This window comes from Paenibacillus sp. FSL W7-1088 (genome assembly GCF_037969855.1).
In the GTDB taxonomy this organism is placed as follows: Bacteria; Bacillota; Bacilli; order Paenibacillales; family Paenibacillaceae; genus Paenibacillus.
On sequence record NZ_CP150216.1, the window covers coordinates 6,522,829 to 6,548,995 of the forward strand.

A 26,167-nucleotide genomic window follows, 5' to 3' on the forward strand; every position below is an offset into this window, starting at 1 on the left:
TGACCATTCTTGAATAAAATGAATGATGTAATAATCTCTTTTTTACAAATATCCTAACTTATCCAGAACACGTTTCAACATTGCCGCCGCTTGTGCACGAGATGCATTCCCCTGGGGTTCAAATGTCTTTGAAGTCATTCCCTGAATAATGCCTTCCTGCACCGCTTTGGCGACAGAATCCTTGGATTGGATCTTTTTATTATCCTTAAACTTAGCTAATGTTGATGCAGCCGAAGCATTCAAAGCAGTTGGTTGACCACCATAATTCAAGGCACGAACCATCATGATTGCCATCTGCTCTCGCGTGATTGGACGATCCGGCTTGAAGGTACCATCGGTATTGCCTGTAATGATTCCCGCTTCAGCTGCAGCACCGATATAGGCACTGGTAACACTGCCACTACGAACATCCCGGAAACGACTTGCTGCGTTTGGTTCTCCCTTCAGCCCCAGACCTCTAGCTACCAATTCTGCGAATTCTGCACGTGAAATATTCTCATTTGGCCGATAGAAGGAACCATTCGACGCACTAATAATCCATTTAGCAGAGAGCTCATTAATAACTTCACTAGCCCAGTGTGAATACGTATCCTGATAACTAACGATGTGGTTAACAGGAACTACTGATTGATTGCCATTCAGCTGTCCTTGGATAACCACACCCCCGGCAGTACTTTTAAAAGAACTTGGTACATTAGATAACATAAAGGTAACCGGATCAATATACGTAAATCCGGATGTTAATCTAGGCGTATTTGCAGACAATTGCATGGCCAACTGGCTTTTGATATTCTGCTCCACACGTTGATCGGCATTTCCATTACTAGCAGACACATATACATCTGTATAATTGCCAAGCTTCTGCGCCCCTGCACTTGCAATCAAACCTTCGATTGAGCCTGATGAAGACACAGGAACCGTTTCTAACTGAACGTACAAGGATGGGGTTGTAGCTCCTGTCGTTGTACTTGTGTTGATTGGTGCTCCTACGTTCTGGCTTATAGCTGCTAAATTCAGATTAGACAGCGGTACAGTCCAGAGCCGCTCCCCATATTTCACACCGATTGTACCTGTTCGATGACTTGCCGCAATCTGAATTAGTGCATTCAATGGGAACCCAACATACGCAGAGGATTCGCTATCTGGAATCTCAAAAACAACAGGCTGATTCATTTTCCCTACGGTTGAAGCATATTCAAAAGTCTGGATCAACTTGTTCGCATCCACATTAAATTGACGAGTTGAACGATTATTACGTGACACCGCAGATACGGCAGAAGCCGTATTGTTGTTCATCACAAGTAAAGGCTGACCATAGCTCGAAGAATCTAATTCCTCCAACCAGGTAGGACGTACCCCCGTTTGACCATCACTAACACCCGAACTATTGGTCGTCTGTTGCAGCGTAAGAGGCCCGAATGCTGCTATAGTAACATTCGACGAGTCCCTTAATGGGACTGCACCAGGTACATAACTAACGGTACCTGTCTGGCTAGCTGTAGTAGATGATGAAATATCTAATTTCAGCGTCACCACAGATCCAGAAGCTGAAGCCGACAATACAGTTGTGGATGAATTGCCAAGCACCACACTGAACTGACCTACCGTTAATGCCGCCTGAGACTGAATTGCATCACGGAAGTTTATCTGAACGGTGTCTCCTTGGAGCGTAGCCGACAGAATTTTACCATTTCCGTAGGTGTACGTTACTGGAGTCAGATTGAGATAGCCCGCAGGGTTATTATTCAGATCCGTTAATCGCAGGGCTCCAGGTACATACGATAAAGATATATTTTGTGTATCCTTCACGGCTGATGCCAGTGTTAACGTTACCAGATCATCTTCAATCATGGAATCCGTTACGTAGAGTGGCTTGCCATCCACAAGAACCGAATATTGGCTATTGAGCGGCTTATTCGTCGTTTTCAGTGGTTCATTGTATCGAATCCATAATTTATTCCCACTGACCTCAGCGCTCTTGAACTCAGGCGGTTTGGTATCAATCGTATTTCGGACATAGAAGCCACTGAATCCAGCAAGAGCCTGTCCACGAGTATCTTTTACAGGCCATGAACCTGGCGTGTACGCAACACGAACGACTTCACCATCTGTAATAGACCGACTGAGATTCAATGTTACAACGGAACTATTATTGACCGATATGCTATTGATGCCTACAGCTGACTGATCAGCAGTTACACTGAATTGTCTCACTGCATCACTTGAGGTAATGTACACCGTCTCAGGGTAATACAACGTAATTGTACTGTAATAAACACTACCTTCTCGCGGCTTGGACATGACGGAGTCCAAACTGTTCTCCACATCCCGTGCACCAAAAGCAGCTGCAGCATTCAGAGACTGATCTGTAAGCCGATTACCAGTACCCGGCGCATAAGCAATCCGCACGACCTGTCCTACCGCTACACCGGTATCCAATACAACATATACACTATCACCTGAAATATAGGTGGAACTAACGTTCCGATTTTCTCCATTTACGGTAACTGTATAACTGCTAGTGAGTGAATTAGTGCTGTACAACCATTCATCGTACGTCAGACGAATGGTGTTATTACTATGCATTTTCGCGCTCTTTAGCACAGGTGCCTTTGTATCCGGGCTGAGCGTCCGGAATGTCCATGACGTTGCGCCGTTCAGACCAACGAACAAGTTCCCTGTCGTATCCTGCAAAGCCCCGCCTGCGATATCTACAGTATAGCTCGTATTGCTAGCCAAACTGGTGTTTGGGGTTATGCGCAGCTGCCTTTTGTTAGAACTGATAAATGAAGGAGTAGTCGCTATAATTGAACCATTAGCATTCTTCAGCGTAATCCGTCCAATAAAGCTCTGATCCAAGTCCTTGTTGAACGTTACAAGTAAATCGCCAGTTAAAGCAACATTACTTGCTCCGTTGGCAGGGGATAACGTCGCTACAGTCAACGCAGCCGGATCGGATTGGAATGCAGTAAAGGTCCATTCCCCCTGTTGGATGGCCGATACGTCATTGCCTTGTTTAAGGTCTCGTAATGCACCTTCTGGAACAATCACCGAGTACGTAGCCTTGTTCTCAAAGGGTTTGGACGGCGTAATTGTAATGGAACTATCACTTATACGAATTCGGTTGGAGTCCTTGACATTGAATTTCTCAAACAAGGTGTTACCCTGCATGATCTGAATTTCACCTGCTCCAGCTTTAATCGGTTCACTGTATGTCAGTTGAATATTTGATGCAAGAGGAACTGAATTAGCCCCTTTCGTCGGAGAAAACGCTGTTGCTTTCGCCGTACCTATTCCCTTCGTGGTAAACTTCCATAGGCGATAAGATGGAGAACCTATTCCTATGGTGTTTGCTACAGTGACAAAAGCTCCTGCATCATACATCACATAATATGTACCACCTGGCAACTCTTTGTGCTTAATAGTCACCTCAGTCCCTGTTCCCTTACTGCTCGCAGGTATCGCCGGATCGGCAGAAGGGTCACGGATTAGAATATCCTCACTATTAATGAAAATCGTTTCCTCTGCTTCATCATCCTGATAACGAAGGATATACAGCTTTGTAAGGTCACTTTCTGCTTTTCTAACCGATTCCTTAAAATGCATAACCAGCGGCTCTTTACCGTCTACTTCCTTAGCATCAACTGCTGGAATGGTTGATTCAATAAATATTTCATCCCAACGCGGATCTTCTGCTGCATATGCCCTATTTTCCGCATTCGGGAATCCAAAACTGCCTTGGACTGCCAATAGTGAAACCAATAAGACAATCATGCTTTTACGAGCCAATCTTGATATGCTCACCTTTTTCTTCCCCCTCATCCGTATCAAATGTCCCTAATTTTATTATGTAGACCTCATTGTGTATATCGGGTTTAGGAGCGTTTTCCTTTAGTAATATGGAAAATAACGTAACAAAAAAACATTTAATCGTAATCGTCAGCTTAACACAAAAAGAGCCTTAACCCCTTTTAAGGGATCAAGGCTCTTATTAATTTCAACCATTTGGACTTACAGACCTGCTTGCTCTTTCAAAACGTCTGCCTTGTCCACTTGTTCCCAAGGAACATCCAGGTCTGTACGGCCGAAGTGACCGTAAGCAGCCGTTTGTTTGTAGATTGGGCGACGCAGATCCAGCATACGGATAATGCCAGCCGGACGAAGATCGAAGTTATTGCGTACAAGCTCAACCAATTTCTCTTCGCTGACTTTGCCTGTTCCGTATGTATCTACGTTGATCGATACCGGGTTGGCTACACCAATCGCATAAGCGAGCTGGATCTCCACTTTGTCGGCAAGACCTGCAGCAATAAGGTTTTTCGCTACATAACGAGCTGCATAAGCTGCGGAACGGTCTACTTTTGTTGGATCTTTACCAGAGAACGCGCCACCACCGTGACGTGCATAACCGCCGTAGGTATCTACGATGATTTTACGTCCAGTCAGGCCTGCATCTCCTTGAGGTCCGCCAATAACGAAACGTCCCGTTGGGTTGATGAAATATTTAGTCTGCTCATCCAGCAATTCAGCTGGAACGACAGGCAAAATTACATGTTCTTTGATGTCTTTTTGGATCTGCTCCAGCGTGGTCTCTTCAGCATGCTGAGTAGACACGACGATTGTATCGACACGTACCGGTTTGTCACCGTCATATTCAATCGTTACTTGAGTTTTACCATCCGGACGAAGATATTCCAATGTACCGTTTTTGCGCACTTCAGCCAAACGGCGAGCGATACGGTGGGATAATGCAATTGGCAAAGGCATGAGTTCAGGTGTTTCATTCGTTGCAAAACCAAACATCAGACCTTGGTCACCAGCACCAATGTTCTCTGTTTCGCGAGCCATTTGTTCCGGGTCACGGTTCTCCAGAGCTGCGTTAACGCCTTGTGCAATGTCAGCAGACTGCTCGTTCAGAGAAGTCAGGACTGCACAAGTATTATAGTCGAAACCGAACTTGGCACGAGTGTACCCGATTTCCTTAATCGTATTACGAACGATGGACGGAATGTCCACATATTCAGACGCGGAGCTGATCTCACCGATGACAAGCACAAGTCCTGTTGCTACGGAAACTTCGCACGCTACACGAGCGTTTGGATCATTCGCGAGGAACGCATCCAATACGGCGTCCGAGATCTGGTCGCAAATTTTATCCGGATGTCCTTCAGTTACAGACTCCGATGTGAATAGATGTCGGCCTTTAATAGACATTGAAGTTTCAACCTCCCATAACGAGTAGTATGGCGATTGCCCGAACAAAACATTTACGTTGATTCGTTCACTGTACCCTCGAAAGCTTTCCGGGCGGAATAAGGACGCAGGGTCCGCAGTTACGAAGATAAGGATTTTTCAGGTAATGGCCTCAACAAAAAATCAACCTTTCCCTAGCGGAAAAGGTTGCGTACCTCAACTGCCATCTTAACGTATTTGTCAAGACGTGTCAAACAGATTGGGATAAGGAAAACACCCTATAAGTGCTGCTGTGCCTGGCGAATCAGCCTTTTTGTAATCTCTCCACCGACCGATCCATTCTCACGGGAAGTCAGATGGCCCCAACCTTTATATTGGCCATAGGAGTGATCACTTACCTCACCCAGTTCAGAACCAAATTCGGTATCTGCACCAGCAAGACCTCTACCGCCATATCCCACATTCAGACCAAACTCAGCGGCAATTTCATACTTCATCTGATCCAACATCTGACGACTTTCGGGTACCACTTTGCGGTTGCTTCTAGCCATGATTCCTGCACCTCCGGTTATTGGTTGTGTACAGTTATAGAGTGAGCAGGAACAAGGCTGGCTAGCCGTATTAATGTTTGTTAGAACTGGGTAATCTCAGCAATCCTTATTACGTAATATTGAATAATTTCAGGTTACAATGCTCAAACTACTTCAAAGAGTATCCACCGCGAACCATAACGGTCAGACTGTATTTGTTGCCATCGAGTACTGTAATACCGCGACCATCCTTTGGAAAAGAGAGCAGGTGATTAGTCGGTGCTTCCTGACCATTCGTCAAGTCTACTCCATCCGTCAGATCAGCTACACCATTCGTACCTTCACTGACGATCACAGCCTTGCCGCTACGTACGATGAACTCCGCACCAGTTGCACCGATCAACTGTTGACCTGGTTTCACCATAACGATCTCAAGCGCATCCGAAGCGCCGGATACTAGTGGAGGAAGCGTGGTATCGGCACCTGTGTTACTTGAGTTTCCAGTTCCAGTTGAGCCGGTATTGCTACCATTGCCTGCATTACTGTCTGCACCACTACTGGTATTACTACTACCTGTGGAAATTTTGCCACCCAGCGCCTGCTGAATTTGTTGGTCTACATAACTTTTGGTGACTACAGGATCATCTGCTGTTCCCGGTTGTATTGTGCCTGCACCTATTGCCGTGTTGCTGTATACAGACCCAACCCACACGCCAACACCAATTGCCAGCGCAGCCAGGGATACTTTCATATAAGGTTTCATGTGATTTATTTTCCTCCTCTGGAAATCTATTAACTTTAACTATAGAGAAAAAATGTTGTGGGGACAAGCAAAACCTCGCTCCCGAATTCTCGGAAACGAGGTTTTGTCTGTATTCACAGTATAGTAGTATAGATAATCTATCTACTTATTATTTAGTATTGTTGTTGCCGGAACCCTCTTCCGGAAACTCTGGTTCTTCTTTTGGCAGTTTGGACACATCGTAACTGTACCCTTGTTCTGCAAGACGAATCCTTTGGCCTTCAAACACATCATACAAAGCTACGCGATATGAACCTCCACGTATTTTATCGAAGACAGTGTCATCTATGCTCCAGTTCAGCGTCTGATTAATACCTGTTTTCAGATCGGTTCCCGGCGTAAGCTCTTTATCAAACACTTTACCAGATCCATCTGTGAGAGAAAGAATCAATTTGTGTCCGTATTCGCCGCTATCTACTGCTTCTTCCTGCGTTAACGAGTAAATCATCTCAATCTGAACCGATGTACCACCTGTGAGATATGCTCTAATGTTGCTACCAGAGAATTTGAACGGATATAAGTCGATATCATTCAGAGATGACAGGACAGGTAAAGATTTCGGCTGCACCTCAAAGGACATCGCATTAACATACGCCGTTGCTTCACCTTCACCGGAAACAAATTTGTTGTCAGCCACACCTTCACCCACGATTAGACGCATATCGGATATCGACGTTACACTCTTCGGTACTTTGGCCCAGAAGGTCACAACACTCTTCTGCCCCGGTCCTGGTACACGATCAGCTTGTTTAGCTGTTGCCTTGTAATATTGACCATCGGCTGTTTTATAATATCCTACGAGTTTTCCGAGACCATTCTGTCTGAGGGACTTATTCGTCATTTCAAACTCGGTATATACGATATCCGAAGAAGATCCAGGATACACATAGGTTCTGCGTACACCAAGCTCGGTTTCTTTCTCTGAAGTACCTTGAGTAAAGGTCTTCCCTACTCCTACATACGAAAGTGGCTGGATTATACCGGACGTACTAAGAGTAATCCAGTCATTCGTTTCTTCTTCGCCTACCTTCTCCAGCAAAGTTACTTCCAGACGACTCATATTCAACTCGGATGGAATTTTGGTCAAAAGATAAGCCTCTGTTGTCATACCTGGGCCGAGCAGCTTGCCCCCTTGCGCACGAATCAGCTTTGTATCCCCATCAATCCTTGCAGAATCGATAGTAAACATCGCTTCCAGTTCAGGCAATTGAACCGTTTTGGTCGATGCATTACGGATGGTCACTTTGGCTGCAATAATATCGCTGTCTGTCCAAGGCAGGCGTTGGAGAGAGCCGACAGACACACCGAATGTACCTTTGCTGTTCTTGATTACCGTCTCTGTCGTAAGTCCATCCCCACTTGTGACGGACTCAGGAATAGCGTAGATGCCTACCGGATAAGAAAACTGGAAACCGTTAGTACTTGCACCTGCGCCTGTTTCACCTTCTTTGCTCTCATCCTTGGTTGTTGGTGTCATCACATAAAGTTTAATTTTGCCGGTATCCCCATCACCTTGAATGGTAGTAATCAGCTTAATCGTCTTGGTTGCACCTGGCTTTAACTTCAGATCATCCAATGCCTTCGTCTCAATCGGGTATGCTGTACCATCTGCTGTTCGAATCTCTAATGCATATTTAGGAACCTTAACTTCTTTCTTACCTTGGTTTTTAATGACCATTTGCATCGTCAGATCGTACTCTTCATCCTCTGTACGAACACGCGCGGATTCCAAAAGGGTGGATACAGGTTGTCCATCAATCGAAATAATATTCGGTTGATTGGCTGCCGTATCTACATTAGATTGACTAGCTTCTGGCAGTTGTAAAGCGGCTACAGGCAGGGCTGTCTTCTCTTCACCTTGTTCTTCCACAAGCAGCAATTCAGACTTTTCGAGTTTCAACGCTGTGGGTAAAGAGGCCATTAAGCTCAATGTTTTATTGGCCTGTGCCTGAATGCTGATGCCTGTACTGTCTTTGTCAGGGGTTAATGGATAGTTCGTACCATTCGGTGTACGCAAAATCCATTTGATATTCGGATTATCCAGCAGTTTATAACTAATGTTATTGAGGTTCACGCCAACTTTGACGTACTGCTTCTTATCTTCACCCGGATATACTTTGATTCCGGACACCTTAACTTTGACCGCTGAATCACTCAAACGAACCGTTTTGGTCTTGCCTACAGGTGTAGTAATGCTGTAGGAAGCAGGAACGTTGAATTTCCCTAATGTGCTTTCATAGTTAGGTTTACTGAAATCCCATTTTACAATGAGGAAGTTCAGGTCGCTCAGCTTCACTTCACGTCCAACCTTCATGACATAAGTAAGATCAACCGTAGAACCAGGTGATACCGTCTTTTTTTCCTGGTCCTTGGCAATCAATTTAGGTGAGAAGCTTGTTCCACCTTTGGTCTTCACTTTGCTCCAATAATCGAGCATCATCATTGGTGTGCTGTCATTGTTTTTATATGTCAGCGTATATGTTACTGTATTCCCGTCGTCTTGAGACAAGAGATTTACATCCGTTAATTTCACGGTACTCCGCGCAGTGACTTTCACTGCTGGAACGTTGGCCAATGTATGTACTACTTTTGTAACTGTGGATGTTTGTTCTTTCTTCGTTGTATTGTTCGTTTCACTGTTCTTCGATGTTTTATTTGAACTCGTCGACGTATTCGCAGCTGCTGCGATACCTCCACTTGAACTGATCAACAACATGCTTGCCATTAAAGTCATCATGACCTTTTTATGATCCACTTCCAAACCTCCCATAAGTTGCTTGTTGCTTTATAGTATAAACGTTTGAGAGGGAGAGAAAGTTACGATGTTGTTGGTTTTTATGTAATAAAAAAACAAGTCAGAGAAATCTCTGACTTGTTTTTTTATTACATATGATATTATTCAGCAGCTACTATAGCTTTAACCTCAATATTAAGACCGTTAGCATCTTTAGCAGTAACAACAGCTGTTTTACCAGCTACAGCATCATTGTTAGTATCAACAGCGATTTTTGTTTTGTCAGTGCCAACAAACTCAGCATCGTAAGGCAGTCCACCGATTTTAACTTCAGTAATAGCACTGATAGCTTTGTTCAACGTAATTGTTACTACGCCTTCAGAAGCATCTTTACCATTATTAAGCGTAAAACCTGTAGTTGGAACTACATCACTTACTTTAGTTGCAGCGGAGTAAGGAATAGTAGGATCAGTTTGTTTTGTACTAATTGCAGTAATAATCTCATCTACTGTAGTACCAGGCGCAAAAGTGATTTTATTTGCTTCTACGAGCACTGGATCACCAGCAGGACCATTAGGTTCAATTGCAACAGTGATTGTTGCTGCACCAGCATTTTTGGCTTCAAGTTTAAGGCCGCCTACTGTAGCGGAAGCTTTAGTAGCTGTTGTAGCTGCAGTTGTTACTTGAGCTGTACCAGTTACAGAATCAGCCACTTTAGAGTTACCACTAGTTCTGTATTCACCCGATTTACCAGCGAATTTAGTTGGAGCAGCAGCGTTACGGATAAATGTAGCATTATCTTTTACGCTAACAATGTAAACAACATCATCAGGATTTTCATCCAAGAAAGTAACAACAACTGTATTACCTTCAACTACTGTAGTGTAGTCTTGTTTTGGTTTCAGCTCATCACCAGCATTAGGCTTATCAGCTCTTTTAACCAACAAGTTTGTTGCGATATCTGCTTCGTTAGCATCATCCAAAGCAGTTGTAAATGGAATTACAACTTTTCTATTAACTTGATTAAGAACTTTGCTGCTAGGCAACAGACTTTCGTCAACTTTTGGACTAACATCGCCTACAGCATTTACTGGAGTAGCACCAATTTTCTTACCAGCATAAGTTTGGATGTTGTTGCCAGCAAGGATATTCACTTCGCTTCCAGCAGCAATATCAGAGTTAGTTTTCAATGTAACTTTGTTTCCATCAACAGAAGCTGAAGTTACAGAAGTACCAGCTACACTGAAATCACTAGCAGATGCATTAGCGATAATTTTGTTAAATACAACCTCAATTGTTCTAGCATCTTTACGAGTGCCAGAGTTAACACTCAATGCACCAAGATCATCAGTACCAAGGATACCAGTTTGAACATATCCTGTTGCTTGACCAGTTTTAGATCTCAAACCAGCAATACTTACAGATTCAACAGAACCCGGGAATGATACAGTTGTACCGTTAATTGTTTCTGGGAATACCAGAACCACTGTTTTACCGCTGTTGGATACATTCACTCCAACATCAACAGGAAGGCTGATGTTTTGAGTAACTCCACCAGGTGTTTTATTGAATCCAATGTAGTAGTTAGCTTTGTTGTTCAAAGTTGCGAGATCGATTTCTCTGTCAAATGTAAGTGCAACAGTTTTGTTAGCATTATTTACGTCTACTCCGTAAGCAGTGTTCAATGCTGGTGCTGCACTGTCACTTGCTACGAAAGTACCTTCGTAGTTAACCATAGTGTTTTTAAGAGCAGTTTTATCTTGTACTCCAGAAACTTTCAGAGTATAAGTTCCGCTAAGATTAGCGTAGAATTCTACGTTAAACACTTTATTATCAGATCCTGGACCAGCTGTTACACTCTTAACAGGGATTACATCGCTACCTTTGTTAACTGTGAAGTATTTGATATCAGCAGCATCAACTGATTTGTCAAAACGTACAGTCAATTGGTTAGCAACTTCTGTTCCGTAGGCAACGTCAATCAGTTTTGGTTGAACCAGATCTACAGTTGCAGTAACTTTATGCTCTTTAGTAGCATTAGCGTTACCAGAGTAGTCTTTTACGTCAACATAAAGTGTAGTTTCATATCCTGGCAGACGGTTCTCAGTGAAGTCCACTTCATATACGTTACCAGAGATTTGAGTCCATTTACCAGTTTTCTTAGTTGTTCCAGACAACCAGTAGAAGCTTTCACTTGTCAAAGCTTGTGGATCGATTTCTTCGTCAAAAGTAACTGTTACTTTTTCCAATGTAGCAGTGATTCCAGTCACTTTAGGACCTTCAGTATCAACTGCTGCAGTGAAATCTGTAGTTGCAGACAAAGATTTCAGACCTGCGTAATCTTCAACCAAAGAAGTTGTCAGCTTGTGAGCTCCTTCAGCGATTGTACCTGTGTAATCACGGAGAATTACTTCTCTTTCGTTAGCACCCAGAGTTACAGAACCAACGTAAGCTTTATCATCCAATTGGAAATTGCTGCTTGTTGGTGTTTTGATTGGCTCAGAGAAAGTTACTTTGATAACTTTTGTTCCCAGAGCTTTAACTTCTGTTACTGTAGGCAAAGTGTTGTCAGCAGATGTGAAGGAAACTTCACCTTGTGGCAAAACAGTACCATTATCAGCTTTTACGTTTTTCACAACTACTTTGTAAGTAGTACCTTGAGAGAAACGACCTTTGGAAGTAGTATCCAACAGAATGCGAACTGTTTTACCATCTTCCAACAACGTTACAGACTTAACTGCACGGGAACCAGCATCTACAGTATAGTTTGCTTTGTCAGTTGCAGTAGCTTTGTCTACTTTACCGTCAAAAGCAACTTCTACTTCTTTCAGGTTTGTGGAAGTAGCAGATACAACTTTAGTAGCTGTAGTTACAACATAAGTAACTTTTTCAGTAAATTGTTTTTCTTTGTAAGTGAATTTCACTTCAGTTTCTTTGTTAGCTTCAAGAGCTTTATCCAAAGTCACTTTTACAGTTTCGCCGTCACTGATTGTGAAAGTAACGACTTTACCGCCTTCACTTACTTCGTATTTAGTAACTTTCAAGCTTTGCGCTTGGTCAATTGCGTAAGCAGCGCCTACAAGCAATTCACGGGAAGCGTTAGATTGGAAGTTCAATTTGGAATCAAGCAATCCAGCGTTGATTGCCGCTTGAACATAACCTTTAGCCCAAGTTGTTGCTGAGTTGTTAGTTTCAGCTGGAACTTCAAGTTCCAAAGCGATTGTCAGAACTTTCGCCATTTCTTCAACTGTTACTTTACCGTTAAAGTCGAAGATTTTCTTCTCAACGTTTTTACCTTCCATGATGCCTGCAGCTGTTACTGCTTCGATGTAAGGAGCAGCCCAGTTTTTAGCATTGTAGTTTTTATCGTTGTAAGAATATACACCAGTGATTTCTTTCAGGCCAAGCAATTTAGTGATAACTTTTGCGAACTCAGCGCGAGTCATCTCTTTGTTCAAACCAGCAGTTCCATCTGGGTAACCAGTGAAAATACCTTTTGCTTTCAATGCATCAAACTGTTGTTGTGCTGATACTGCTGTATCACCGAATGCTACAGATGCAAACATTGAGAATGCCATTGCTGTAGACAGAGCTACGGATAAAATTTTCTTCATAACCTTTTTTTCTCCTCCTTGGGCGTTCATAACATTTGAATTTTCTTTAATAGGGTCGCTCGTATTCCTCATATATTGTTGCACCCCCTTTCCAGAGTTTTGAGCAAGTTAATATAAATGATGTCTGTGAGCATATCACAGAAACTTGTAAACTAGGTTGTAATGCAGAATCATACGAAAATAGAGTAGTTTCCTAATCCTACCTACGTATTATACAATGGGTCTTCCGTGTCGTAAAGCAATTTTTTCTAAAAAATAGACAAGATTCTTCACGAGGTCAATCTTGGTAACAGGCCCAATGTTTTTGACTCTACATCTTAAACGCAGCAGATTTCAAAAAGTTGCGGATTCCACAAAAAAAGTTTTGAATTTATTTATGTATAGGTGCAGTGCGGGTTAAGATGCCATTCAAAACGATCGGAAACCCTTGTTAGAACTGGAATTGGTGAAAAACTTAGTGCGTCGTCTGAGTTGCTATCGTTTATTTATACCCACACTTTCCAATCATGAAGCGACAAATTCTTCAGAATAAAAAAATAAAAAGCACCCCATTATGGGATGCTTTAGGTACAGTTCTGGTTCTATACGTTAGCGAATCTTCATTGCAAGGTCAATAATTTGAGCTCGCATATTCGGATCGCTGTTCAATCTTAGATACATATCATCAATGGGTTGTCTGTTCTCACGGTACGTTTTTTCATGCTTCATCGTTGTGTGAGACCATTCAATCAATTCATTCTCAGCCAGAACCAAATTGTTATACGCATCATGGAAGCCAGTGGATTGTACCAGCCCTTCCATTACTTCTTGGGAAACCTCTTGTACTTTGCGTGCCTCTTCTATTTTCTTCTCCATAATGACTGCCTGCTTCTCGAACTGTGTCTTTGCCTTCATGTAGCCCAGCTGGGCTTTCGAATAAATCGGTTTCATTAGCTAACTTCACCCTCTAGATCATTGTGTATTTACCGTTATTGTATCTTAAACTCTAGCAAATTACAAAAATAGTTATTGGTAAAAAACTTATTTCTTCTATTATAAAAGTGTTCTTTATCAGTTACATAACACTCATAAAAAGGACCTGACCCTTTAGCGCAAGGGACAGGTCCTTCCTAAAATGCATCGATGGTATCACATAAATTAGCTCAGGTTTTTGGGGAATACTTTGGTACTCTTCTTAAGCAATTCAACCGCGATCTTACCTGCTTCTGCACGAGTCAGGTTTCCTTTCGGGTTAAATGCATACTGTGGTTTGCTTTGACCGGCAACTGTTACAGGAGACCCTTCCATGATCTTCGCTTTGGTAACAGCTTGCACCGCAGGACCCGCGTAGTTCTCCATACTGCCCGAGTCGATGAAAGACTTGGCCAATGCACTTTGGAGCTTGTTGTCATTTGCAGCTAACTTGAGCTCAAGTGCTCTCGCTATCATGACCGCTGCCTGTTCACGTGTGAGAGGACGATCCGGCCCAAACACACCATCGGTCAAACCTGTAATGATACCTGCTCTGGCGGCTGTCTCAATACTGTCATAATCCCAAGTATATGAACTTGTTCCAGGCGCCACATCTGTAAATGTTCTTCTGCTATCAGAAGTAATCGGAAGATTCAATCCTTTTACCAAAAGTGTGGCAAACTCTCCTCTGGAGGTCCGATCATCTGTTCCAAATTGTTCAAAACGCAATGGTGCCATAAATCCTTTGGCGTATAATGCATTAAGAATATTTCTGGCCCAACCGTGGTTCGTGATATCGTTGTAACTTCTTCTAAGCTTCATGACTTTATAGTACCCGAAATTATCGAACGGAACGGTTACTGTATGCTTCTTGGAATCCACTTCTCCACCAATACGTTTCCATTCTCTACTTGAAGAGTAGTAGAATACCGAGATTGTGGAGCCCGCGTCATCTACCACATTAGAATCATAAGTCAATGTCAATGTACCACGTTGAGATGGTTTGATTTTGCGTTCAGTTGGTGTTAATGGGTTACCATACAATGAATCTATAGTGTATGGACCTACCCCATTTGTTGGCTCTTTGTAGTTGTCAGTGCCTCTTGTGCCCGACTCCCCCAAACCTCCACTAATCCAGTAAATGTCTGAAATCGGACTAAAGTTCACAGAATCTCCCGTGATCGCCGAGAACCTTCTGTAATAATCATCCGGTACGCTTAATGGATTGGGATCTCCTTCTTCTGTTTTGAAACCAACAATACTTCCGTAATCGTTACGACGTTCCACAATACCAGTATTCGGATCTGCAATACCAAACAACAGTTTGTTATTAGGATAGAACTTTGCGATTCCACTGGTGTCTAAACTTTCCATTACCGTCCCTTTCGGGAAGCTTAGCTCAAGCTGTTTATTGAAGGCAGAGTACTTAGTAGCTACTTTAGGAGCCATATACTGAGAATCCACTCCAGTAGCACTAGTATAGTACACTTCAATTGTATCCGTTGTTTTTACACCATTACGGTCAATTGTTAGTTTAATTTTGTTCACTTTATCGGATTTGAGTCCAACATAATCAAGAGCAAAACGGTCCGTTTCTGTTCCTTGAAGCTTTTTAGCTGTCTCTTTATCAATAATAACGGACGTTGCTCCCTCTGCCTCAATATCAAAATGAACAAAGTTTTTGTTGACAACAATTTGACTACCTGAAGTAGGTTGCGGAGCTATAATACGATAACCTGCAGCTTCTCTGACCACTTCTACCTTCTGGCTTGTTTTTGCTCCAGTTTTGTTATAAAGATCTAATGTGTAGATATATGTTCCTGGTGTCTCAGCTTTCAGGTCTCTTAACCGTACAACAAAGTCCTTCTGACTACCGGCGCGATCCACAATAACATTACCATTGTTCAGCGCATACTCAGGAGAAATTGTTGGATCTGCCCAAGTTGTATTACCTGCCGAGCCTTCTGGTATATTCACGTCAAAAATAGTTTGAGTCCCCATACTCAGGCTCATTCGAATAGCCCCTGCACCACGTATTGCCAAGTCAAAATTTTTAAGGCTGGTCGTGTACTTCTTGTCGGCAAATGTGAAATCCGTGGACAGGTTAAACAGGTTTTTCACCCATTGATCATCCGGGTTATACGGATCAAGGAATGTGGAGCGATTTTTACTTGGTGCCGGCTGAAAATTGTTGATTGTCGATACATTATTATCATTAATGTATATGCGCAATTCTTTGGTTACTTCATTCAGCTGGCCTTTCTCTCCAGTTCCTGTACCCGTTAATACGATGCGGTTTTCCCCGAAGAATAAAGGTCCCTTATCTCCGTCAATATCAATTTCAACGTCTTTAAAGCTTCCATCCGCGCCCAAAGTCAACTTTTTTTGAGTCGTGTTCGCTGCAGGGTGTGTCGAATACACTTTTACACCGTTTGCGAAAATCTCTGCTACAAAGTAGTTGCTATCTAATGTTGCAAAGTCAACGTACTTACCTTCAACCAGCAATTTATCTGTTTTTTTGGAGTTCATGTCATATGTCTGACCATCCGTCAGGTTGCTCACAAAAATATAGTTTTTGGAGGCAAAGGAGATCGTCGCATTACGACTTGATGTTGATCCAGCAAACTTGAACTGAACGGTTTGATTTCCGTTTTTGAAGCCTTTGATTTGATAGATGTATTTAGTTGGTGATACTTGTATCGGTGGTGAGAGCTCAATTGTACTTGTACCTCTTGGAAGGTACTCAGCTGTCAACTCACTTCCATTAGGATTTCTGCTAGTTTCTACGAGGATATAAAAATCCGCAGAAGTGACACTAGAACCCGAAAGAGGCACTCCTGCTGGTGCTACACCAGTACCGCTGTAGTCCTTAAGATACCTTAAATCCGTAATAACCGTTTCATTCGCTAAATATTGAAAATTCATATTTACACTTGCTGTGTGTTTTCCATACTTCACACTCAACGAATGATTTTGCAAACGATCGATCGTAGTATCAGGAGCAGTTCCTGATTCTGTAAATTTCAATGTTGGAATTTCAAACGAAATAAGAGCATATGAAGGCGTGTTGATTCCCACACTAGGAATGGGTTCAATCTTTGGAACAATGCCACTCAATGCGCCATCCACCGAGATTTCAGGAACAGCCGTTGTTTTATCATCCGGCAAAAGTAATTGAACAGTCACACTGGCTTGTGAAGGGTCACCTCCATAAGTAGGTCTTTCCGAGAGCATACTCTGCGACAGTCCACCTGATCCCTCATTCAAATCCAGTTGAGAGAACGGATTTTCCTCATCATAGTAGAGAAGAGAATAAGTGTACTTATTTTTGTCCACGCCGCTTTCAATAGTGATGACCACATCATTCTTGCCTGCCTTCAATCGAAGCATTGGCGAGAAAAATGTGCCATCTTGTTGAGACAATGCTGTTGGTAATGCCTCACCATTATTCAAACTTACTGTTACTTTAGAGGAGTTGTGGGCTACACCTTGAATAGTCACATCACCCGTATCTACAACAACCTGTGATCCTTCATTTAGATCAAGATTATCGGCTCCACCCAAAACTTGCAGCTTTTCAATGTATGGTACAGAGTCATATAAGATATAGAAGCTTTCAGAACGTTCGCTTGGTCCCTGGGAACCCGTAAACGTTACTTTGTTCATTCCGGGAAACAATGTAAGTGTTGCTTTAAAACGATTGTCTGGCCGATCTGGATCAACCGTTACAACCGCTGGTGCTACCCGCGTGCTGTCTGGAACCCAAGTGCCATCCTTCAGATTCATCAGTTGAACGTTGGCACCCAATGTAGAGCCTGTTACGTTTGTAAATGTACCCGTTACGGCCTGTTCACTGTTAGTTACAACAAACGCAGTTGAACGCGATAGCACATCCGTTCCAGTTCCACTCATTTTGAGACCTACTGTATTTTTCAATTGGACGTTCCCAGCATTATCCGGAGTAAAATAACTCGTCTGTCCTGCCGCCGACGCGACTGGTGCAAGGCCTGCTGGTATTAGAGATACAACCAGTGCCACCATCATCAGCCAAATCATCGGCTTCTTCGTACGCTGCATGCAATCATCTCTCCTCTATTTAAGTCAGTTAACTTTTTTATCGGCCGAAAGGTTCCAATTATTTAGTAAAAACAGCAAAATAAACAAAAAACCTTGTCCACGAGGGACAAGGTTTGGGCCTGAAAGAATATTCAATAAGATCAGTAAACGAGCGTTTCGATTTAGGATTTCGAGCGGGTCTCCGGGTTCAACTTGACGCGCATACGCATCAGGAAGTTAATAACCGGCCTTCTGGTTTTGCTTACAAGTCCGATGACTTCTGCTCCAACCTGGAGGAAGAACATCATGATACAGATCACGACGAACGTTACCCAGTTGGCTTCGAACATCGCAGCGGAAGATTGGATAATCGCCAGTACACCGAAGAAAGCGGCAATACCGTAGATGATCAGCACTGTCTGACGGTGACTGAATCCAAGTTCACGCAAGCAGTGATGCAAGTGACCTTTATCCGGTGAGAAAATCGGTTTCCGTTGTACCGCACGACGAATGATCGCGAAGAAGGTATCCGAGAGCGGCACACCGATAATGATCAGCGGTGTAATGAAGGACACTACAGCAATTTGTTTGAAACCAAGCATGGACAGCATTGCCAGAGAGAAACCAAGGAATAGAGATCCCGTATCCCCCATGAAGATCTTGGCCGGGTGGAAGTTGAAGAACAAGAATCCAACAATACTACCAAGCAGTACAAGACACATCAAGGCAATCATCATGTTACCCATCAGGAAGGACATCACGGCAATGGTACCAATGGCAATACCGGATACACCGGCAGCCAGACCATCCAGACCATCAATCAGGTTAATCGCATTCGTTACACCAACAATCCAGAGGATCGTCAGCGGAATGGACACCCAAGCTTCCAGGGAGGAGTACGCATCCTGAAAAGGAATATTAACGAAGTCTACACGGATGTTAAATCCGAATACGACTACAGCAGCAGCAACAATTTGTCCGAGCAGTTTCACTTTGGCTGACAGTTCAAAACGGTCATCCAATGCACCGATCAGTACGATGATCGATCCACCAATCAGAAAAGCACTGACAAAGCTCATGTCTCTTGTCGTAAACCATGCCGACACAAAAGGAAGCAGTGCAGCAACCGTAATGATAAAGGCCAGGAATATTCCTAGACCACCAAGACGCGGCATAATCCGAGTATGCACTTTACGAGCATTCGGCGTATCCATTGCTCCGATTCTGACTGCGAACTTTTTGACAAGTGGTGTCAGGGCAAGAGCCAGTCCCATTGACACGATAAATCCAATGATAAAGATCGCTACCATTTGAACATTCGACCCCCAATTATAATACCTGTAAGAAATTATAAATCCCCTGATCTCTTTTTATATATAAAAAATCATTTGTTAGTCATTTTTGAATACTTGTTACACGATAACGAAGAGAGCAAGGAAAACCTGAAGAAGCGAAGCGTTCGCCTTTATCACCGGATTTCACCCATATAAAAGGGTAATAAAAGAAATCTGGGGATAACAGCGATTGGAAGGTTGCCTTGCTATCGTAGTTGCTCAGTGTAACGTTCTAATTCAAGCAGCACGACACATGTAATCCGGAATGAATTATACGCTGATCACAGGCGAAATGCCAACCTCAATTTTTAGCAAAAACGTGCATTTTACTCGTAATAGCCTAATTTTAACGGACTTTAGTCACGTTTTCTTTGTCCCGCATCACTTTGACAGCGAATTTCGGAAGCGCAAGCATTCGGCCAGCCCGACTAGGTTCGCGAAGCAGACGATAAAACCATTCCAGTCTTAACTTTTGGAACAGTTTAGGTGCACGTTTGGTTTTACCCGAGATCACATCAAAACTGCCTCCAACCCCCATAGTAACGGGAACTTGAAGTGCATCTTTGTACTTGTGAATCCACGGTTCCTGCGTGTCTGCCCCACGGGCAACAAACAGCAGATCAGGTGCAGCTTCACGGATGGAAGCGACAACCTGCTCGTCCTCAGCCGGACCAAAATAACCGTCGCGATAACCTACAATTCGAATCGCCGGATATTGCTCTTGTAACCGAACTGCCGTTTCTTGAATCACCTCAGGTGTGGAACCGAGCAGATACACGCCCCACCGATAGTTTTCTCCAACACGCAGCAATTCATGTAAAAGCTCAAATCCAGGCACCCGCTCTGCCACAGGCTCCCCACAATAATTGGCAGCCCATACAACGCCTGTTCCATCAGGAACAATCAACTCCGCAGATTGCATAACCTTCATCATCGCCGGATTCTCCAGCGCGGCCATAACCATGATAGGATTGGCTGTGATGACTTGGTGCGGCTGCTTCGTGAGCACAGCTTCGCGTAGTACCTCCACCGTTTCTTTCATCGTTAGTTTGGAAAAAGGAATACCATAGATCGAAACGGTAGGTATTGGTCCGGTCTGATTCATCTTATTTCACCCTTTGCGGCCTAAATATTTAATAATTTGCTGAGCAGGCACTTTGGCTTCCTGCTTCAATTCGGTAATACCTTCTTCATGTTCCTTCAGCCACTGTGAACGCTGATCCAACAGGTTAGCCACCGTCTTCGCCAGTTTATCCCCATCCAGCGCATCCGTACTGCCCACGGTTTCACTATCCAGACGCAGCATGAACTGATCAATCTTCGGATCATACGAGATACCAACGGGTGGAACATACTGCGAAGCTGCATAGATCAGACTGTGCAGACGCATGCCGATAACGACATCACAATTGCTAACTTCCTGCAGCATCAGCTGGGGATCGGTGAGATCCTTGGTAATGCTGACTTCGCTACCCTTGTTACCGAGGTCACCGAGCATTTCCATGACAAAACGTGAAGCCTGCTCATCAATCGGTAAGTGAAAGGGCATAAAGCGCAAGTGAACGGCTTTTTTGGAGCAAAGCTTCTTGAGTCCAGCAGCAATCGCTGTAAGCTCTTTACGATCCGACTCCCAGAAACGTACCGAAACGCCAATCACTGGGAGTTTGGTATGAACGCTTGCTCCTTGGGCATTTAGCGTGACTGAACTTACTTCTTCCGCTTGGGCTTCAGGCAGCGGCAGACCCATCACCGGGTCAGGGACCACATGAATCTGATTCCACTGCAATCCGAGCCCGCGCAAATATTCAGCGGATTGTTCATCACGGACAGATACATACTTGCAGGCCTTAAAGACCGAACGAATCATCGGATTGAACATTTTACGATTTACAGGTCCAATGCCCTGCGCATAGATAAATGTTGGCTTTTTCAACCATTGGGCCAGTTTAATGACCCCCAGGTAGTAGGGGATGGATTTTAGTCCGGTTGCATCCTGCAACAAACTTCCTCCCCCACTAATTAAACCGTCACTTTCCTTGATCGCTTCGCGAACCTCCTTCAACTTCATCCGATGTACTGAACGTACACCGTACATTGAAGTGGTCCACTCCGGGTCACCGGAGAGCACAATCGGCTCAATCGTGACATTCGATCTGTGACTCTCCTCTTCCAGCGCCGTCAAAATTGACTTTAGTACCGCTTCGTCTCCGCTGTTGTGGAATCCGTAATAACCCGAGATGACTAACTTTTGAGAAGTGGTGACCATTTTTTCCAACATCCTTCCGCTACTTGCCACACACCCACAGCAACGATACCGAAGATTAAGCCAAGTCCCAATCCCATCACTCCACGAATGAGTGACAATACAGCTGGCGTATGGATATGCGCGAACGTATCCACCATGGACAATTGTCCAATTGCTGCAATAATGAGCACAAAGATGACTTTACGATATTTTAAAGCGGCGAACACGCCAACGATAAACAGCGGGTGTCCCAGCATAAATTCTTTGAATCTTGGCCGCACGCCGAACGTATCTTCTAGCGTTGTACGCAGGAACATCTCGAATGGAGTAACCGAACCCGAGTTGCCTGTACGGCTCAAATAATAGTATCCAACCACAGCAGCAACCAGTGCCAATACAACCATCAATACGTTAATCGGTGTACGAAGAATATCCTTAATTTGTTTAATGGAGAACGTACCCGAACCACGGTAAAACACAATATATATCGCTACCAGCGCCATCGGTGCAAAGTGCAACAGACTCACGCCTCGGAACTGGTTGATGACCAAACTGTACGTAATGCTGTTCAGCAATGCGATGACAAAAGGCACCGCCAGGAAAGAAAGAATTGATGTTCTTACATATAAGAAGATCGTTTGTGCCAATCGACGACCCGCAGGCGCGTCTGGCTGACGCTGTTGCTGATAGTTCACTGTTCGAACCGCCAGCACCATCGCAATGGTTGGCGCACTAATAGCGACCAGCAAGGCGATTCCTTGCTCCAGCAACGTCGGTTTTAGCAAGAATAATCCGGCACTACCCACCAGAGCCAGCGCAAATACCAGCAATGTCAGCAGTGGTACAAAATATGAAACCATAAGCGTAATCATTGCGATTGCACCAATCAGAGCAACCAGCTTGGCATAACGCTGAATGGAAGAATCTTTCACCGTAAACGCTTCAGCTTGTCCCAGTTCGAAGCCGTGTTTGCCCATACGTTCAATCGCATGACCTGGCTCACCCAAACTGTTGATCAGATTATCAATTGGATCGGTGATCATGGCTTTGGCCGTATTCCGACTTGGCGAAGCATTCATATAAATCATCCGAATGTTGCGGTCTTTGGTAGCCAAAACAAAACGGTCAGCAATGGTGTCTACATCCAGATTGGCATCCCCGTCACTTAAGGAGTACAGACGAGTTACATTGTAGTCAATTTTATAGGAGAGAGTCTCAAAACCAGATTGTGGTTTCTTCAAATTCTCAATAGCCGCCAGTCCAATATGATGCTTGTTCAGCAACTGGGCAAACATATCGAGACTCTTCATCTCTGCATTATCATTGTACCCTTTCACAGCATCGCCATCAAACAAGATACGCTTTACCCCATTCTCTTCAAAGAACGTAAGCAAGCGTTCCATGGATTCCTGATTGTAAGGAACACTGTCAGCGATCCGTGGCAAAATGTAAAATCCTTTATCACGCAGCATCTTCACGGCAACCGGATCTGGTTGCAAAGGCTGCATGTTCGCATTCTCCGGTGGAGTCTGCAATATTAAGCCGCTACGACCTTCATATTCCCATGGAAGCACAGGAATCTCCCGATCGGCGAACGTTTGTTCAATGATAGGGGTATACGTTTGTGCATTTTCTTCATTTGTGAACAACACATACGTGTAATTATCGTTAGCAGGAATGACATTTTTGGTCATGTTCGCAAGATCCTGCCCGCTATATACCATTAGTCGACGTGACTTCTTCAACTCATCCAGTGTACTTTCGAACACCGCCATGGTTGTCACTCCGGCATCTTTCAAACGAGTCAGTTGTTCATTCATGAAGTCTTGCGGATGGGCCTGATAAGCCGAGATATCCAATAGACCCCGATAATTGAAGACAAGCTCCACCTTTTTGGCGGAAGATTCCGTCTGCACCCGATCACTGATGACAGGGATGGAAGCAATCAAACCGATAATGACAACAATCCACAGCCACTTCCGTGAAGCGGTATTCCAATAAAGCCATTTTTGACGCACTACATGTACCTCCTCAAGTGTTGGAACCAAATGCACGTTCAGCTCATGATTTTCATTGCAAAATAGTGAATAAATACCGGATACAAACAGCTTGTGTCAACAAACGTGCATCTATCCGCAATTCATCCAAAATAGACGCAGGAATTCACCCTTTTACCTAAAAGAAAAGCCCCTCCGCCAACCAACCTTACGGTGCGGAGAGGCTTTCTCATGTTCTTGCTCAGTACTGCATTCGTATTTATTGTGCGTCTACACGCGTCATTACCGTAGTAGCCAAACGTTCGATACGGCTTTCGGCGTCTTGCAAGTTCTCTCCACGCACCGCGAAGTACACTTTGATCTTCGGTTCTGTTCCCGAAGGACGCAGGCAGAACCATGATCCGTCTGCCAAAATAAATTTCAGAACGTTCTCTTTCGGCAAGCCATCCAAGCCAAGGGAGTAATCCAGCACATCCTGCACAGCGATGCCGGCTACTTCTTGTGGCGGATTAGAACGCCAGTCGGTCATTTTCGTCTGAATTTGAGCTACGCCGTCCTTGCCTTTCAGCGTACGGGACTCCAACTTCTCCAGGAAATATCCGAATTGTCTGTACAGCTCTTGCAAGACATCATAGAGCGTTTTGCCTTGGTTTTTATAATAAGCAGCTGCTTCAGCAATCAGCATTGCAGCCAGGACTGCATCCTTGTCACGTGCGTAGCTGCCTGCCAGGTAGCCATAGCTTTCCTCATAACCGAACAAGAACGTGTGACTGCCGGTTGCTTCGAACTGGTTCATTTTTTCACCGATATATTTAAAGCCTGTCAGAGTGTTCATCACTTCTGCACCGTAATGCTCGGCAATGACCGCTCCCATCTCGCTTGTTACAATCGTTTTGACAACCGCGCTATTTTTCGGCAGTTTACCTGTCTCTTGCAAGCGGCTCAACACATAATGCACCATGATGGCTCCGGATTGGTTACCCGACAGTACGAAATACTTGCCATCATTGTCTTTCACTACCGCACCCATGCGGTCTGCATCCGGATCTGTACCGATCAGAATGTCCGCACCCACGGATTCACCCAGCTTCATTGCAAGCGTAAATGCTTCGCGCTCTTCCGGGTTAGGGGATTTCACTGTGGAAAATTCAGCATCAGGCTGTTCTTGTTCTGCCACAATGTGAACCTGCTCGAAACCGATCTGTTCCAACACACGACGTACAGGCACATTACCTGTTCCGTGCAGTGGAGTGAAGACGATTTTGAAATCACGGCCGACGCCGGATTGAATCAGATCACGACTAAGACTTAGGCTTGCAACGGTATCAACAAATGCCTGATCCTCCTCTTCCCCAAGCCATACGAGCAATCCTTGAGCTTCGGCTTCTTCCTGCGTCAGCTTTTTCACGTCCGCGAGAGAAGGAACTTCCTGAATGTATTGAATGACTTTCTCTGCTTCGTGTGGTACCAATTGTCCACCCTCGTGGTTGTACACTTTGTAGCCATTGTATTCAGGAGGATTATGACTCGCCGTCACCACAATACCGCCGGTTGCTTGCAGATGACGTACACTGAAGGAAAGCTGAGGCGTAGGACGCAGGGATGTAAACAGCTTAGCCACAATGCCATTTCCAGCCAGAACGAGGGCAGCATCCAGTGTGAACTCCGGTGAGAAATGACGGGAATCATGCGCGATCACTACAGAAGGTTTACCTTCTTTGTCTCCATGCTGCTCCAGCAAATAACGGGCAAACCCTTGCGTTGCACGACCTACCGTATAACGGTTCATCCGGTTGCTTCCCGCTCCGATCACACCACGCAATCCACCTGTACCAAACTCCAGATTTCTGTAGAAACGATCTTCCAGCTCTTTCGGCTGATCCTGCAAATCACGAAGCTCCTGTTTCGTCGCTTCATCAATCGAAGCATCCTCCAACCACTGCTGCAATGTTTGTGCTGCTGTTGCGCTTAACTGTTCCATTCCTGCAAACCCCTTCCTTCTATATAAAATTCAATGAACTGCTGAACGCTACAATCATTAGCTTGGGTCAGACAGTGCGAACATGATCTCGCCTTCAGCTACCACTTTGTCGCCTACTCTTGCTGTAGCTTTGCCTTTACCAATTGAACCTTTGAGACGCGTAATCTCCACTTCCAGCATCAATGTATCTCCAGGCACAACTTGTCCACGGAATCGGAAATTATCCAGTCCCGCCAAAAAGCCGATTTTACCTTTGTTGCCTTCCAAATTAAGAATGGCTACTGCACCGACCTGTGCCAGTGCTTCTGTAATCAACACACCCGGCATTACCGGATACTCTGGAAAATGACCTATGAAGAAAGGCTCATTAATGGTTACATTTTTCAAACCAACGGCACGTTTGCCATCCTCTAACTCTACAATCTTGTCCACCAGCAGAAACGGGGGACGGTGTGGAATAATTTCTTGAATCTGTTTGATATCGAGCACAGTATAATCTCCTCTCAGGGTCATTTATACGAGGGTCATCCCCAACATAATGTATTGCCTACTACCAGCGTGTTGAACGTTACGGTTACGGATCGTCCTTCTGATCGCTGTTGTCTCCAAATTTTCTAGATGCAATATTAGAACGGTTAAAATTTGGAGACAAAGGCGAGCGCTTCGCTTCTTCAGGATCGATTCCGTCCCCTCCACTACGCCGGTGGTGAAACAAACATTATGATAATGC

General features: G+C 44.2%; 14 protein-coding genes. All 14 read right to left on the bottom strand.

Features of this window, described 5'->3' with window-relative positions:
- Positions 1-42 precede the first annotated feature (42 nt).
- The gene (locus MKY42_RS29550; RefSeq protein ID WP_339846753.1) at positions 43-3,804 is read right to left on the bottom strand and encodes a SwmB domain-containing protein; all 3,762 of its coding nucleotides are present in this window, start codon (positions 3,802-3,804) and stop codon (positions 43-45) included.
- A gap of 207 nt (positions 3,805-4,011) precedes the next feature.
- The gene (gene metK, locus MKY42_RS29555) at positions 4,012-5,214 is read right to left on the bottom strand and encodes a methionine adenosyltransferase (RefSeq protein WP_094939255.1); all 1,203 of its coding nucleotides are present in this window, start codon (positions 5,212-5,214) and stop codon (positions 4,012-4,014) included.
- A 257-nt stretch (positions 5,215-5,471) separates the two neighbouring features.
- Positions 5,472-5,744, bottom strand: a complete 273-nt coding sequence (locus MKY42_RS29560; protein WP_053782866.1) for an alpha/beta-type small acid-soluble spore protein — start codon at positions 5,742-5,744, stop codon at positions 5,472-5,474.
- A 148-nt stretch (positions 5,745-5,892) separates the two neighbouring features.
- Positions 5,893-6,486 carry a hypothetical protein gene (locus MKY42_RS29565; protein ID WP_339846761.1) on the bottom strand — a complete coding sequence of 198 codons (594 nt, stop codon included), beginning with the start codon at positions 6,484-6,486 and terminating at the stop codon, positions 5,893-5,895.
- Between the two features lie 148 nt (positions 6,487-6,634).
- Positions 6,635-9,280 carry a hypothetical protein gene (locus tag MKY42_RS29570; protein ID WP_339846764.1) on the bottom strand — a complete coding sequence of 882 codons (2,646 nt, stop codon included), beginning with the start codon at positions 9,278-9,280 and terminating at the stop codon, positions 6,635-6,637.
- A 140-nt stretch (positions 9,281-9,420) separates the two neighbouring features.
- The gene (locus MKY42_RS29575) at positions 9,421-12,945 is read right to left on the bottom strand and encodes an S-layer homology domain-containing protein (protein WP_339846767.1); all 3,525 of its coding nucleotides are present in this window, start codon (positions 12,943-12,945) and stop codon (positions 9,421-9,423) included.
- Between the two features lie 516 nt (positions 12,946-13,461).
- Positions 13,462-13,803 carry a hypothetical protein gene (locus tag MKY42_RS29580; RefSeq protein WP_179262783.1) on the bottom strand — a complete coding sequence of 114 codons (342 nt, stop codon included), beginning with the start codon at positions 13,801-13,803 and terminating at the stop codon, positions 13,462-13,464.
- 207 nt (positions 13,804-14,010) lie between these two features.
- Entirely contained in the window at positions 14,011-17,901 is a 3,891-nt protein-coding gene (locus MKY42_RS29585) for an S-layer homology domain-containing protein (RefSeq protein ID WP_339846772.1), read from the bottom strand.
- A gap of 161 nt (positions 17,902-18,062) precedes the next feature.
- The gene (locus MKY42_RS29590) at positions 18,063-19,190 is read right to left on the bottom strand and encodes an MraY family glycosyltransferase (protein WP_072733618.1); all 1,128 of its coding nucleotides are present in this window, start codon (positions 19,188-19,190) and stop codon (positions 18,063-18,065) included.
- A gap of 370 nt (positions 19,191-19,560) precedes the next feature.
- Complete coding sequence (locus MKY42_RS29595; RefSeq protein ID WP_339846780.1) at positions 19,561-20,319, bottom strand: WecB/TagA/CpsF family glycosyltransferase; 759 nt, start codon at positions 20,317-20,319, stop codon at positions 19,561-19,563.
- A 6-nt stretch (positions 20,320-20,325) separates the two neighbouring features.
- On the bottom strand, positions 20,326-21,480 hold the full coding sequence (gene csaB / locus MKY42_RS29600) for a polysaccharide pyruvyl transferase CsaB (RefSeq protein ID WP_339853156.1): 1,155 nt from the start codon (positions 21,478-21,480) through the stop codon (positions 20,326-20,328).
- A complete protein-coding gene (locus MKY42_RS29605; protein ID WP_090903525.1) occupies positions 21,456-23,477 on the bottom strand; it encodes a DUF5693 family protein in 2,022 nt (673 codons plus the stop codon). Before MKY42_RS29605 ends, csaB begins: the two co-directional genes overlap by 25 nt.
- Positions 23,478-23,715: 238 nt before the next feature.
- Positions 23,716-25,437: a phospho-sugar mutase gene (locus tag MKY42_RS29610; RefSeq protein ID WP_339846783.1), complete on the bottom strand. Its 1,722-nt coding sequence runs from the start codon at positions 25,435-25,437 to the stop codon at positions 23,716-23,718.
- A gap of 57 nt (positions 25,438-25,494) precedes the next feature.
- A complete protein-coding gene (fabZ, locus tag MKY42_RS29615) occupies positions 25,495-25,926 on the bottom strand; it encodes a 3-hydroxyacyl-ACP dehydratase FabZ (RefSeq protein ID WP_024632705.1) in 432 nt (143 codons plus the stop codon).
- Positions 25,927-26,167: the final 241 nt, after the last annotated feature.

Coding starts and splice junctions, on each gene's coding strand:
- metK (WP_094939255.1), bottom strand. CDS start 5,214: ATGTCTATTAAAGGCCGACATCTATTCACATCGGAGTCTGTAACTGAA.
- MKY42_RS29560 (WP_053782866.1), bottom strand. CDS start 5,744: ATGGCTAGAAGCAACCGCAAAGTGGTACCCGAAAGTCGTCAGATGTTG.
- MKY42_RS29565 (WP_339846761.1), bottom strand. CDS start 6,486: ATGAAACCTTATATGAAAGTATCCCTGGCTGCGCTGGCAATTGGTGTT.
- MKY42_RS29575 (WP_339846767.1), bottom strand. CDS start 12,945: ATGAGGAATACGAGCGACCCTATTAAAGAAAATTCAAATGTTATGAAC.
- MKY42_RS29580 (WP_179262783.1), bottom strand. CDS start 13,803: ATGAAACCGATTTATTCGAAAGCCCAGCTGGGCTACATGAAGGCAAAG.
- MKY42_RS29585 (WP_339846772.1), bottom strand. CDS start 17,901: ATGCAGCGTACGAAGAAGCCGATGATTTGGCTGATGATGGTGGCACTG.
- MKY42_RS29590 (WP_072733618.1), bottom strand. CDS start 19,190: ATGGTAGCGATCTTTATCATTGGATTTATCGTGTCAATGGGACTGGCT.
- MKY42_RS29595 (WP_339846780.1), bottom strand. CDS start 20,319: ATGAATCAGACCGGACCAATACCTACCGTTTCGATCTATGGTATTCCT.
- csaB (WP_339853156.1), bottom strand. CDS start 21,480: ATGGTCACCACTTCTCAAAAGTTAGTCATCTCGGGTTATTACGGATTC.
- MKY42_RS29610 (WP_339846783.1), bottom strand. CDS start 25,437: ATGGAACAGTTAAGCGCAACAGCAGCACAAACATTGCAGCAGTGGTTG.